This window comes from Glutamicibacter sp. AOP5-A2-18 (assembly GCF_052446055.1).
In the GTDB taxonomy this organism is placed as follows: domain Bacteria; phylum Actinomycetota; class Actinomycetes; order Actinomycetales; family Micrococcaceae; genus Glutamicibacter.
The window spans coordinates 78,230-91,310 of the sequence record NZ_JBQSVW010000001.1; the positions used below are offsets into that span (position 1 = coordinate 78,230).

Genomic DNA, 13,081 nt, shown 5'->3' on the forward strand with positions numbered 1-13,081 from the left:
ATCGAAGCGTGAGTGAACAACAACAGATCGATCAGCCGCGAATCGCGGCAGCCGTCCGCGAGATTCTCGAAGCCATTGGTGAAGATCCTAATCGCGACGGCCTGGTAGACACCCCAAACCGGGTTGCTAAGGCCTACGCGGAATTCTTCGCTGGTTTGCACCAGAGCGCGGCGGACCACCTGTCCACCACCTTCGACATCGAGCACGACGAGATGGTCCTGGTTAAGGACATCCCGTTCTACTCAACCTGCGAGCACCACCTGGTGCCCTTCTACGGATCAGCCCATATTGGTTACATCCCGGGCAAGGGCGGCAAGGTCACCGGCCTGTCCAAACTGGCTCGCTTGGTTGAGGTTTACGCCCGTCGCCCGCAGGTTCAAGAACGCTTAACCACGCAGATCGTTGATTCGCTGGTGGAGCACTTGAACCCGGCCGGGGCGATCGTGGTCATCGAATGTGAGCACATGTGCATGTCGATGCGCGGGGTGCAAAAGCCCGGAGCAAAAACCGTGACCAGTGCGGTGCGTGGACAGCTGCGGGAAACCGCCACACGCGCCGAAGCCATGAGCCTGATCCTCGGAAGGTAGGAACCTCTTGTCCCTTGGAGCTATCCCGGGCACCGGCCCGAACACCAGCCCATTGCCAGTGATCCGCAAGTCCAAGAAGAAGACTATGGCTGATCTTCGCACCGACCGCACCCTGGTCATGGGCATCCTGAACGTCACCGAAGATTCCTTCTCCGACGGCGGGAAGTACCTTTCGATCGATGCCGCCATCGATCAAGGGCTGAAGTTGCTGTACTCGGGTGCTGACATCATCGATGTCGGCGGAGAGTCCACGCGCCCCGGCGCCAAGGATGTTGACCCTGCCCTGGAGCAGTCGCGGATCATCCCGGTCATCGAAGCTCTGGTGAAAGCCGGAGCGGTGGTATCGGTAGATACCATGCACGTGAGCACGGCGCGGGCTGCCATCAACGCCGGTGCCCACATCATCAACGACGTGTCCGGGCTGACCTATGAGCCAGGCATGCCGGAATTGATCGCTGAAACCGGTGTACCTTATGTGCTGATGCACCGCCGCGGCACCGCACAGAATATGGTGGCCGAAGCAAATTACCAGGACGTTGTCACCGAAGTGATCAATGAACTACGTAGCCTGCGTGACGAATTTGTGGCCATGGGTGTGGCGCCTGAGCAGATCATCATCGATCCAGGACTGGGCTTCGCCAAGGACGCGGAACACAACTGGGCCCTGTTATCCAACGTTGCGGCCATCGAAGAGCTGGGTCACCGAGTACTGATCGGCACCAGCCGCAAACGATTCTTGGGTTCGCTGCTCGCCGAGGCCGGTACTAGCCGCAAGCCACTTGAACGCGATATCGCCACCGCGGCAACCACCGTGCTGGCCGCCAAAGACCAGGTCTGGGCCGTACGGGTTCACGACGTAATTGGCAGCCGCGACGCCATTGAAGTCGTGCAGGCTTATGGATCGCATTAGCATCTACGGCATTTCTGCCACCGGCTATCACGGGGTCTTTGACCACGAAAAGCGCGACGGGCAGAAGTTCATCATCGACGTGGTGCTCCACGTTGATATCACCCGAGCCGCCGCCAGCGACAACGTCTTAGACACCGTGCACTACGGCGAAGTCAGCGAGCTGGTGGTTGAACAGATTCAGGCCGGGCCGTGGGATTTGATCGAGAAGCTGGGCAGTGAAATTGCCGAGGCGATTCTCGCCGCCTACCCGAGCGTGCTGGAAATTGACGTGGTGGTCCATAAGCCGCAGGCGCCGATTCCGGTGCCTTTTACCGACGTCACCATCTCGCTGACTCGCACGCAGAAGCAGCACACCGCCATCATTGCCCTCGGTGCTAACCTGGGTGACCCGCAGGCCACCTTGGCGGCTGCGGTGAAAGACTTGGCGCAAGAGCTAGAAATTCTGCGCTGCTCGCCATTGGCCATCACCAAACCGGTCGGTGGCCCACCAGATCAGCCCGATTACACCAATCAGGTGATCCAGGTTCGCACCACTTTGTCGGCGCATCAGCTCTTGGATTTATGCCAGAGCATTGAGGCCAAGCACCATCGCACCCGCGAGGTTCGCTGGGAAGCACGCACCTTGGATCTGGACCTGATCACCTACGATCACCTGCGGTTGAGCGATGAACGGCTGACCTTGCCACATCCACGGGCCGCGATCCGCGGTTTTGTGCTGGCCCCATGGAGCTGGATGGACCCCGACGCGGTACTTGAGGGTCAACTGGTTTCCCGGTTGGCCGCCAACGCCGCCGATACCAAGGACATCATCCGGTTATGAGCAAGCTGAAGCTGCGTTGGGTTCTGTTGTGCGCCGCGTTTGGCGCGGTGGCTGGGTGGATCGCACTGAGCGCACTGACCGCCGCCGGGCGCTACGCCCCGGTACTGGATTACTCGGCGCTGTTCTCCCTGGCTGCGGTCTGCGCGGTGATCCTCTTTTTGGGGATCCGGGTTAAACGATCCTCGATGGGAAAATCCCACTTTGAGCCGATCGCCGCAGCCCGCACCCTGGTGCTGGCCCAAGCCTCGGCCTACGCCGGAGCGGTGATTACCGGCTGGCACCTGCCATCGATCCTGACCCTCTGGCTGGCCAGCGGTCAAAGCCCCACCCTGAGCCGCGGATTGGTCCTGGCCGGGGCCGGTGTGCTTATGGTGGTTATTGGCTACATTGTCCAACACCTGTGCAAGCTACCCCCAGAGGATACCGATGACAGCAACGACTCCGTGGTCACCGAATAGCTTCACCCCGGCACACCCGAGCTACTTCAAAGTGAAGCTCACCACCTGGGCGATCACCTGGGGAGTAATCCTGCTGGTGACGCTGATTCCGGGGGTGCTCCTACTGGCCGGGGTTTCCACGCCCCTATGGTTGGCGATCGGCGCTCCGGTGTTGGCACTGGTGATTGCCCTCCTGATCTTGCGGATTCTGCGCCGCCAAGTGTTAGCCCTTGGCTACCTAGAGCGCGAAGAAGACTTTATTGTCCGATCCGGGGTGATGTGGCGCAAGCAGGTGGTCATTCCCTACGGGCGGATGCAATACGTTGAGGTCAACAGCGGTCCCTTGGAACGACGTTTCGGACTGTGCCAGCTGACCTTAAACACCGCAGGCGCCGGAGCCACCGCCCACGTGTACGGCTTGCCCTCGGAGCAAGGCCAAGCCCTGCGTGAACGGCTGGTCTCGGCCGGCGAAGAGAAAATGCTGTGAGCAACAACGACACATGGCAACGGGTGCACCCGGCCAGCCCATTTGTTCATGGCTGGCTGGCCATCGTTGGTTTGCTCTACATCTACTGGCAGAACACCGATGAGCTGTCCTTCGCCGAACGCTTTGCCGGAGACCGGCTGCTATGGACCCTCGGCTTAGCTGGCGCGGCCCTACTGGTGGTGCTCGTCTTCTATTTCCTGTCCTGGTATTTCACCCGCTACAAGCTCACCGAAAGCCACGTTTACGTTAATTCCGGCACGCTGTTTCGCAGCCAAAAACAGGCGCGCATCGATAAGGTGCAGGGCATCGATATTGCCCAACCGTTGGTGGCCCGCCTACTGGGTCTAGCCGAGCTCCGCTTTGACGTGGCCGATTCCTCCGAATCGGTACTGCGCCTAGCCTTCCTCTCCAAGGCCGACGCTCACGCCCTGCGCCAGCTCATCCTCGAACGCGCGAACTCAGGAACGCCGAGCGAAGCCAGGGTCCTGACCGATCCGGCGGCCCCAAACCAAGCGGACCCAAACCCAGCAACTCTGCCACTGATGGCCAAGGTCCCGATCGGCCGGCTCTTAGCTTCCTTGTTCCTCCAGCTTCCGATAGTCATCGGCACGCTGGCCTGCCTGACCATGGTCATCTTGTGGCTCACCGGCGTCCAAGGGATCATCGCCGGTGTTTTGCCGGTGCTGCTCAGTTTTGGCAGCTGGTTCTACAAACAACTGAACCAAGGCTGGAACTACACCGCCAGCGCCATGGACACCGGGATGCGCATCAGTTACGGGCTGGCCGACACCCGGCAACACTCCATCCCCGCCGGTCGAGTCCAAGCCATTTGCGTCACCGCCCCGCTGCTCTGGCGCTTGGTCGGCTGGTACAAGGTGGAAGTTAACGTGCTGGGCACCAAAAACGATGACGCAGATAATTTTCAGGTCCTGCCCGTGGGCGACTTTGAATCGGTCACCCGCATCATGGGTATTTTGTTGCCCGATCTTGGCGTCATTAACCAGCGCGAGGTGCTGGCCACCGCGGTGAGCACAGGTTATGAGCACGGCTTCATCGGCTCCCCCTCCCGAGCCAAGTCACTCTCCCCGGGAGCCTGGAAGCACCAAGGATTTTTGGTCACCGACACCACCGTGATCTCCCGCTACGGTTGGCTGGCCCGCACTGCCACCTTTGTCCCGCACTCTCGGGTGCAGGGAATGGAATTTAGCCAGGGCCCATGGGAGCAAAAGCGTAAACTAGCCGGGGTCCGCCTATTTTGCGCGGGCGGCAATATCATCGGCCACCTGCATCAGGTTGATGCGCAGATCGCAGCAGAATTTACCCTGGCCCAAGCCACACGCCAGGTCGAAAGGTAGAAGTGGACGCACCACGATTGGGAATCGGCATCATCTCGGCCGGCAAAGTTGGCACCGTACTAGGTGCCGCCTTAGCCGCCAGCGGACACCGAATCACCGGGATCCACGCGGTCTCCGAAGCATCGCAGGACCGCGCCGTGGCACTGCTGCCCGGGGTTGAAATCCTGGACCCGCCCGAAATTCTGCGACGCAGCGAACTGGTACTTTTTGCGGTACCCGATGACGTGCTTGGCGAATTAGTGGCCGGCCTAGCCACCGCCGGGCATATCCAACCCGGCCAGCTGATCGCACACACCGCCGGACGATTTGGCACCAGCATCTTACAACCGGCGCTAGATGTTGGCGCTTTTGGTCTAGCCATGCACCCGGCGATGACCTTCACCGGAATGAGCATGGATCTGGCCCGGCTCACCGACTGCGTTTTTGCGGTCACCGCCGACGAGGTGATGCTGCCGGTAGCCCAAGCGCTGGTAGTGGAAATGCGCGCCGAACCGGTGGTCATTGCAGAAGCCGATCGCGCCAGCTACCACGCGGCCCTGGCCCACGCCGCCAACCACCTGAACACCATCACCGCGCAGTCCGCCGATATTCTGCGTCGCATCGGGGTGGAAGATCCGGCCAATACCTTGCGCGCACTGATGAGCGCCAGCCTAGATAACGCCCTGCGCTCGGGAGCCGGCGCACTGACCGGGCCGGTGGCTCGCGGGGATATCGGCACCGTCACCGCACACCTCGACGCGCTATCCAGCGACCCGGCGGAAACCAACAATTCCTACCGCAGCCTCTCGAGGGCTACCGCCTTGCGGGCGGCCGATCGAGGGCTTATCTCACAAGGCACACTCGAAGAACTGTTGCGAGTTCTAGAATAGAGGGGTGAAAACCCCCAAAATTTGTAAAACCCGCCAGGAACTGAAGGCGGCCATCGCCGAGGCTAATCCCCGATCGTTGGGATTTGTTCCCACCATGGGCGCCTTGCACCAGGGTCATGGTTCCCTGTTCCGTATCGCGCGTGAAGAAAATGAACTGGTTGTCATCTCGATTTTTGTCAACGAGCTGCAGTTCAACGACGCCGGCGACTACGCCCGCTACCCACGCCAGCTCCAAGCCGATGTGCAACTGGCCGCCGAGGCCGGGGTGGACATCATCTTCGCCCCCGAGGCGCAGGAGATTTACCACGCAGGTCTGCCATTGATAAAGCTGGCCTCGGGACGCATGGGCGAGCTGTACGAAGGTGCTTCACGTCCGGGCCACTTTGACGGCATGCTTGCCGTGGTTTCCAAGCTTTTGCACCTAGCTGATCCACGCCAGGGTGCGTACCGCGCCTACTTTGGGCAGAAGGACGCCCAGCAGGTGGTGTTGATCCGTCGTATGGTTGGCGACCTGGACTACCCGGTTGAACTTCGTTCGGTGCCGATCGTACGCAGTGAAAAGGGCCTGGCCCTCTCCAGCCGCAATGCCTTGCTCAGCGAGGCAGAGAAGGAAGCGGCCCTGGTGTTGCACCGCTCCATCCAGCTCATCGCCGATCGTGCGGCCAACCATGAGCCACTAAACATCGAGGACGCCATTGGCCTGTTCCAAATGGAACCATTGGTTCAGCTTGACTACTTCACGGTGGTTGATCCCAACACCTTAGAAGAGCTGGCGTTTAACTGCCAGGACACTCCCTTCACCGGTGAAGGCCTGATCCTTGTGGCAGCCACCGTTGGCAAGGTGCGTTTGATCGACAACCAGACGATCTCTGCCTAGCTTTTAGCCGAAGCGTTCTTAGCGGAAACGCCGCGAAGCAGCGGCAAGCACCTGGCGGAAACCCGCCAGCTCGGCGATGATCTCTTGGGCGGACTGCGGCGCGGTAACAAACTCAACCGCCTGCCCGGCATACACCGGGGCAATATCGACGGCAGCCTCTGCGCGAGCGGTCACCATCTTCTCGCGTAGTTCTTCGGTCGCATCCCAAGAGGACAAATCCTCGTGGGATGCGCTGAACTCATAGCGCAGGGCTCGACCGCGAAACTGCGCGGGCCAAGCAAGTTGCTGGGCAATATCAAACGCCCGGGTGTAGGTGGTGTCATCCATCCCGGATGCTCGCACTACCTGCTTGACGTTTTCATGTCCCAACGATTGTGTTGCAGATAAGAAACGGGTGCCGACCCACGCCGCCTGGGCACCCGCGGCCAGCACTGCCGCAACCCCACTGGCCGTGCCAACGCCACCGGCAGCAACTACTGGCTTCAGCTGTTGCTGTGTGGCCAGCTGTAGTAGTGGCAAGGTTCCGGCTTGATTGCGCCCATGCCCGCCGCCTTCACTACCACGGGTGATGATGATGTCGATGTCATCGTCCATGGCCCGTTCAAGCTCCGCTGCGTTGTCTACCTGCATTGCGGTCAGCACTCCGGCTTCGTGAGCTAGGGGCGCACCACGGCTGACGTCGCCAAAACTTAGAGACACCAGCGACGGACCGTATTCGAGGAAGATTTCCAGCGGGGATAGATTCGTTTTCAGAGACCACGCCATAAAGCCAACACCCCAGGGTGTATCAAGGGGAGGCAACGTGCCCAACTTGTTCCTGGATCCACTCTTCCTTTGAGGAACCGGATACTCCGATCATGCCGACTCCGCCAGCTAACAAAACCGCCGCTGCCAAAGCGCCACCGGCAGCTCCTGCCATAGGTGCGTTGAAGTTCGTTCATGTGCCTCAGTAGGACAGCAAGGTTAATGTGACCTAGAACGCGGCCCCTTGATTTGTAACATCGTGGAAACCTCTGTATAGTTTTTATCTGTTGCCGGAACGGAAACAACACGAAATATACGAGTTGTTTACCCGGTAGCAAATCACTTTTCACTGAAGCGTTTCGACCGGTTTTGACCGGGTCACGGAACATGGTAGGCTAGAAAAGTTGCTCCGGAGCGAAGCAGTCACTGAGAAATGGTGGTTGTGGTGTCGAGAGTGTTTGTTGTTTGAGAACTCAATAGTGTGCCAAGTTTGTTGATACCGAATATTTATTTTATTTGGTGAATACATAACATTTGCTTGAGGCATTGCACCCCCGTGTGATGTTCTTGAGTGTTTTTTATTCGCCAGGACTTCATTGGTTTCGCCCTTATTTTCCGAGGGGTTGCTGATGGCTTTTTATTTTTTTATGGAGAGTTTGATCCTGGCTCAGGATGAACGCTGGCGGCGTGCTTAACACATGCAAGTCGAACGATGACCCCGTGCTTGCACGGGTGATTAGTGGCGAACGGGTGAGTAACACGTGAGTAACCTGCCCCCGACTTTGGGATAAGCCCGGGAAACTGGGTCTAATACCGGATATGACTTCTTACCGCATGGTGGGTTGTTGAAAGATTTATCGGTGGGGGATGGACTCGCGGCCTATCAGCTTGTTGGTGAGGTAATGGCTCACCAAGGCGACGACGGGTAGCCGGCCTGAGAGGGTGACCGGCCACACTGGGACTGAGACACGGCCCAGACTCCTACGGGAGGCAGCAGTGGGGAATATTGCACAATGGGCGAAAGCCTGATGCAGCGACGCCGCGTGAGGGATGACGGCCTTCGGGTTGTAAACCTCTTTCAGTAGGGAAGAAGCGAAAGTGACGGTACCTGCAGAAGAAGCGCCGGCTAACTACGTGCCAGCAGCCGCGGTAATACGTAGGGCGCAAGCGTTATCCGGATTTATTGGGCGTAAAGAGCTCGTAGGCGGTTTGTCGCGTCTGCCGTGAAAGTCCGAGGCTCAACCTCGGATCTGCGGTGGGTACGGGCAGACTAGAGTGATGTAGGGGAGACTGGAATTCCTGGTGTAGCGGTGAAATGCGCAGATATCAGGAGGAACACCGATGGCGAAGGCAGGTCTCTGGGCATTTACTGACGCTGAGGAGCGAAAGCATGGGGAGCGAACAGGATTAGATACCCTGGTAGTCCATGCCGTAAACGTTGGGCACTAGGTGTGGGGGACATTCCACGTTTTCCGCGCCGTAGCTAACGCATTAAGTGCCCCGCCTGGGGAGTACGGCCGCAAGGCTAAAACTCAAAGGAATTGACGGGGGCCCGCACAAGCGGCGGAGCATGCGGATTAATTCGATGCAACGCGAAGAACCTTACCAAGGCTTGACATGTGCCAGACCGCCTCAGAGATGGGGTTTCCCTTCGGGGCTGGTTCACAGGTGGTGCATGGTTGTCGTCAGCTCGTGTCGTGAGATGTTGGGTTAAGTCCCGCAACGAGCGCAACCCTCGTTCCATGTTGCCAGCACGTAGTGGTGGGGACTCATGGGAGACTGCCGGGGTCAACTCGGAGGAAGGTGGGGATGACGTCAAATCATCATGCCCCTTATGTCTTGGGCTTCACGCATGCTACAATGGCCGGTACAATGGGTTGCGATACTGTGAGGTGGAGCTAATCCCTAAAAGCCGGTCTCAGTTCGGATTGGGGTCTGCAACTCGACCCCATGAAGTCGGAGTCGCTAGTAATCGCAGATCAGCAACGCTGCGGTGAATACGTTCCCGGGCCTTGTACACACCGCCCGTCAAGTCACGAAAGTTGGTAACACCCGAAGCCGATGGCCTAACCACCTTGTGTGGGGGGAGTCGTCGAAGGTGGGACTGGCGATTGGGACTAAGTCGTAACAAGGTAGCCGTACCGGAAGGTGCGGCTGGATCACCTCCTTTCTAAGGAGCTAACCATTATTATGGTTGCCCATGTCTGTGCACGAGTGTTGTACGGGTGGGTTGCTCATGGGTGGAATATCAATGAACTCAATACTGGAAAACGTGCGCACGCTGGTCCTCATTATGAGTGGTTGGGGTGTGTGTCGGGGTATTGGCTGTGGCTGTATGGTGTTGGTGCTTGCGAGTACGCATTGTTACTTCACATGAGTGAATCCGTCCTTTTGGGTGGGTTTGTTGGTGTGTGGTGGTGGTGTTGGAATGTGGGTGTTGATGGTGTGTGGTTTGTATGGTTTGGCATGCTGTTGGGTTTTGAGGCAACAAGCCTCCGTCCCTGGTGGATGATTTGATCAAGTGTTGTGGTGCTGGCCTTTTGGGGTTGGTGTTGTGATGGTTGGTTGATTGTCTTCTTGGGTGGCGGGGTTCTTGGTGTTTCGGTGTTTGTCCTGTGTTTGCTGCAGGCATGCTCGGTACGAGCAATAGTCCTTTTGGGTTGTTGTTGGTGGGTGTGTTTGTGGGGGTGTGGGGTTGTTGTTTGGGAACTGTATAGTGAACGCGAGCATCTTGCAGATGAGATGAGTCTTATGACCCTTTTTCCTTGGGTTGTAGGGTGTTTGAGTCTTGTCTGTGTGATTTTGTTAGATTGTTTTATTGCTCAATTCTGAGAACTTTGTTTTGTGTTGAAGTTTTTAAGGGCGCACGGTGGATGCCTTGGCATCAAGAGCCGATGAAGGACGTGGGAATCTGCGATAAGCCTGGTGGAGTCGATAACCGGACGTTGAGACCAGGATTTCCGAATGGGGGAACCCCGCACCATGTTATGTGGTGTGACCTGCAGCTGAATGTATAGGCTGTGTGGAGGGAACGCGGGGAAGTGAAACATCTCAGTACCCGCAGGAAGAGAAAACAATAGTGATTCCGTTAGTAGTGGCGAGCGAACGCGGATGGGGCTAAACCGGTTGGTGTGTGATAGCGGATAGGCGTTGCATCATCGGGGTTGTGGGGTTGACATGTACCAGCGCTATCTTGCTGGTGGGATGAGGTGCAGGCGTATAGGTGAATCGGTTGGAATGCCGGACCATAGAGGGTGATAGTCCCGTAGGTGTAATGCGTGTCTGCCGTTCTAGTGTTGATACCCGAGTAGCACGGGGCCCGTGAAACCTTGTGTGAATCTGCCAGGACCACCTGGTAAGCCTGAATACTACTTGATGACCGATAGTGAATCAGTACCGTGAGGGAATGGTGAAAAGTACCCCGGGAGGGGAGTGAAATAGTACCTGAAACCGTGCGCTTACAATCCGTTAGAGCCTGGGACTTGTTCCTGGGTGATGGCGTGCCTTTTGAAGAATGAGCCTGCGAGTTAGTGTTACGTCGCGAGGTTAACCCGTGTGGGGAAGCCGTAGCGAAAGCGAGTCTGAATAGGGCGTTTGAGTGGCGTGATCTAGACCCGAAGCGAAGTGATCTACCCATGGCCAGGTTGAAGCGCGTGTAAGAGCGTGTGGAGGACCGAACCCACTTCAGTTGAAAATGGAGGGGATGAGCTGTGGGTAGGGGTGAAAGGCCAATCAAACTTCGTGATAGCTGGTTCTCCCCGAAATGCATTTAGGTGCAGCGTTACGTGTTTCTTACCGGAGGTAGAGCTACTGGATAGCTAATGGGCCCTACAAGGTTACTGACGTTAGCCAAACTCCGAATGCCGGTAAGTGAGAGCGTAGCAGTGAGACTGTGGGGGATAAGCTTCATAGTCGAGAGGGAAACAGCCCAGAACGCCAACTAAGGCCCCTAAGCGTGTGCTAAGTGGGAAAGGATGTGGAGTTGCTTTGACAACCAGGAGGTTGGCTTAGAAGCAGCCACCCTTGAAAGAGTGCGTAATAGCTCACTGGTCAAGTGATTCCGCGCCGATAATGTAGCGGGGCTCAAGCACACCGCCGAAGTTGCGTCATTCAAATATTTGCTTGGTCTTCGGATTGGGCGTTTGGATGGGTAGGGGAGCGTCGTATAGCGGGTGAAGTCGCGGTGTAAACCAGCGGTGGACGCTATACGAGTGAGAATGCAGGCATGAGTAGCGAATGACGGGTGAGAAACCCGTCCGCCGAATGATCAAGGGTTCCAGGGTTAAGCTAATCTGCCCTGGGTTAGTCGGGGCCTAAGGCGAGGCCGACAGGCGTAGTCGATGGATAACGGGTTGATATTCCCGTACCGGCGAAGGACCGCCCATACTGAGCTGTTGATGCTAACCATGATGGATTCCAACTGTTGATGCCTTCGGGTGTTTTTGTTGGTTGATGTGGTGGGAACCGATGCAGTGAGGTCAGCGTATTAACAGGTGTGACGCAGGAAGGTAGCCGAGCCAGGCAATGGAATTGACCTGGTCCAAGGGTGTAGGACGAGTCGTAGGTAAATCCGCGGTTCATGATGTCTGAGACCTGATAGGCGCCCACTTTGGTGGGTGATTCGGTGATCCTATGCTGCCTAGAAAAGCATCGGCGCGAGGTCCTAGCCGCCCGTACCCCAAACCGACACAGGTGATCAGGTAGAGAATACTAAGGCGATCGAGAGAATCATGGTTAAGGAACTCGGCAAAATGCCCCCGTAACTTCGGAAGAAGGGGGGCCTGCCCCGTGATCAGCTCTTGCAGTTGTGAGCGGGTGTGGGCCGCAGAGACCAGGGGGAAGCGACTGTTTACTAAAAACACAGGTCCGTGCGAAGTCGCAAGACGATGTATACGGACTGACTCCTGCCCGGTGCTGGAAGGTTAAGAGGACCGGTTAGCAACTTGTTGCGAAGCTGAGAATTTAAGCCCCAGTAAACGGCGGTGGTAACTATAACCATCCTAAGGTAGCGAAATTCCTTGTCGGGTAAGTTCCGACCTGCACGAATGGAGTAACGACTTCCCCGCTGTCTCAACCATGAACTCGGCGAAATTGCAGTACGAGTAAAGATGCTCGTTACGCGCAGCAGGACGGAAAGACCCCGAGACCTTTACTATAGTTTGGTATTGGTGTTCGGTGCAGCTTGTGTAGGATAGGTGGGAGACTGTGAAGCTTGGACGCTAGTTCAGGTGGAGTCATCGTTGAAATACCACTCTGGCTGTACCGGTCACCTAACTTCGGACCATGATCTGGTTCAGGGACAGTGCCTGATGGGTAGTTTAACTGGGGCGGTTGCCTCCTAAAATGTAACGGAGGCGCCCAAAGGTTCCCTCAGCCTGGTTGGCAATCAGGTGTCGAGTGTAAGTGCACAAGGGAGCTTGACTGTGAGAGTGACAGCTCGAGCAGGGACGAAAGTCGGGACTAGTGATCCGGCGGCACCTCGTGGAAGGGCCGTCGCTCAACGGATAAAAGGTACCTCGGGGATAACAGGCTGATCTTGCCCAAGAGTCCATATCGACGGCATGGTTTGGCACCTCGATGTCGGCTCGTCGCATCCTGGGGCTGGAGTAGGTCCCAAGGGTTGGGCTGTTCGCCCATTAAAGCGGTACGCGAGCTGGGTTTAGAACGTCGTGAGACAGTTCGGTCCCTATCCGCTGCGCGCGTTGGAAATTTGAGAAGGGCTGTCCTTAGTACGAGAGGACCGGGACGGACTAACCTCTGGTGTGTCAGTTGTACTGCCAAGTGCATCGCTGATTAGCTACGTTGGGAAGGGATAACCGCTGAAAGCATCTAAGCGGGAAGCCTGCTTCGAGATGAGATTTCCATGCACCTTGAGTGTGTGAGGCCCCCAGCTAGACCACTGGGTTGATAGGCAGGATGTGGAAGCAAGGACTAAAGACTTGTGTAGCTGACCTGTACTAATAGGCCGATGACTTTCAACACACAATATATACAA

10 protein-coding genes and 2 rRNA genes are annotated in these 13,081 nt (G+C 57.2%); 10 read left to right on the plus strand and 2 right to left on the minus strand.

The features are described 5' to 3' along the window. Window positions 1–8 precede the first annotated feature (8 nt). The 8 genes from folE to panC are packed head-to-tail and all read left to right on the plus strand — an operon-like array spanning window position 9 to window position 6,342. Window positions 9–587: a GTP cyclohydrolase I FolE gene (gene folE / locus ACT3RW_RS00395; protein ID WP_444612450.1), complete on the plus strand. Its 579-nt coding sequence runs from the start codon at window positions 9–11 to the stop codon at window positions 585–587. A 7-nt stretch (window positions 588–594) separates the two neighbouring features. Beyond that, window positions 595–1,497: a dihydropteroate synthase gene (gene folP, locus ACT3RW_RS00400; RefSeq protein WP_444612451.1), complete on the plus strand. Its 903-nt coding sequence runs from the start codon at window positions 595–597 to the stop codon at window positions 1,495–1,497. Further along, window positions 1,484–2,317, plus strand: coding sequence for a 2-amino-4-hydroxy-6-hydroxymethyldihydropteridine diphosphokinase (gene folK / locus ACT3RW_RS00405; RefSeq protein WP_444612452.1), 834 nt, complete (start codon window positions 1,484–1,486; stop codon window positions 2,315–2,317). Before folP ends, folK begins: the two co-directional genes overlap by 14 nt. After that, window positions 2,314–2,775 (plus strand): DUF3180 domain-containing protein, encoded by a 462-nt coding sequence (locus tag ACT3RW_RS00410; RefSeq protein ID WP_131089732.1) that lies wholly within the window; start codon window positions 2,314–2,316, stop codon window positions 2,773–2,775. Before folK ends, ACT3RW_RS00410 begins: the two co-directional genes overlap by 4 nt. Then, window positions 2,744–3,241 (plus strand): PH domain-containing protein, encoded by a 498-nt coding sequence (locus tag ACT3RW_RS00415; protein WP_444612453.1) that lies wholly within the window; start codon window positions 2,744–2,746, stop codon window positions 3,239–3,241. Before ACT3RW_RS00410 ends, ACT3RW_RS00415 begins: the two co-directional genes overlap by 32 nt. Beyond that, on the plus strand, window positions 3,238–4,596 hold the full coding sequence (locus ACT3RW_RS00420) for a PH domain-containing protein (RefSeq protein WP_444612454.1): 1,359 nt from the start codon (window positions 3,238–3,240) through the stop codon (window positions 4,594–4,596). Before ACT3RW_RS00415 ends, ACT3RW_RS00420 begins: the two co-directional genes overlap by 4 nt. Window positions 4,597–4,598: 2 nt before the next feature. Further along, window positions 4,599–5,465 carry a Rossmann-like and DUF2520 domain-containing protein gene (locus tag ACT3RW_RS00425; protein WP_444612455.1) on the plus strand — a complete coding sequence of 289 codons (867 nt, stop codon included), beginning with the start codon at window positions 4,599–4,601 and terminating at the stop codon, window positions 5,463–5,465. A gap of 4 nt (window positions 5,466–5,469) precedes the next feature. Beyond that, window positions 5,470–6,342: a pantoate--beta-alanine ligase gene (panC, locus tag ACT3RW_RS00430; RefSeq protein ID WP_444612456.1), complete on the plus strand. Its 873-nt coding sequence runs from the start codon at window positions 5,470–5,472 to the stop codon at window positions 6,340–6,342. Window positions 6,343–6,360: 18 nt separating this feature from the next. Here the strand turns inward: panC and ACT3RW_RS00435 are convergent, their stop codons facing one another. Continuing rightward, window positions 6,361–7,107, minus strand: a complete 747-nt coding sequence (locus tag ACT3RW_RS00435; RefSeq protein ID WP_444612457.1) for a nitronate monooxygenase — start codon at window positions 7,105–7,107, stop codon at window positions 6,361–6,363. Window positions 7,108–7,129: 22 nt separating this feature from the next. Further along, the gene (locus tag ACT3RW_RS00440) at window positions 7,130–7,261 is read right to left on the minus strand and encodes a hypothetical protein (RefSeq protein ID WP_444612458.1); all 132 of its coding nucleotides are present in this window, start codon (window positions 7,259–7,261) and stop codon (window positions 7,130–7,132) included. A gap of 469 nt (window positions 7,262–7,730) precedes the next feature. Between ACT3RW_RS00440 and ACT3RW_RS00445 the strand changes: the two genes are divergently transcribed. Both ACT3RW_RS00445 and ACT3RW_RS00450 read left to right on the plus strand, forming a co-directional pair. Continuing rightward, window positions 7,731–9,256 (plus strand): 16S ribosomal RNA (locus ACT3RW_RS00445). 676 nt (window positions 9,257–9,932) lie between these two features. After that, a 23S ribosomal RNA gene (locus ACT3RW_RS00450) occupies window positions 9,933–13,068 on the plus strand. Together the 16S and 23S rRNA genes form the textbook arrangement of a ribosomal RNA operon. Window positions 13,069–13,081 lie beyond the last annotated feature (13 nt).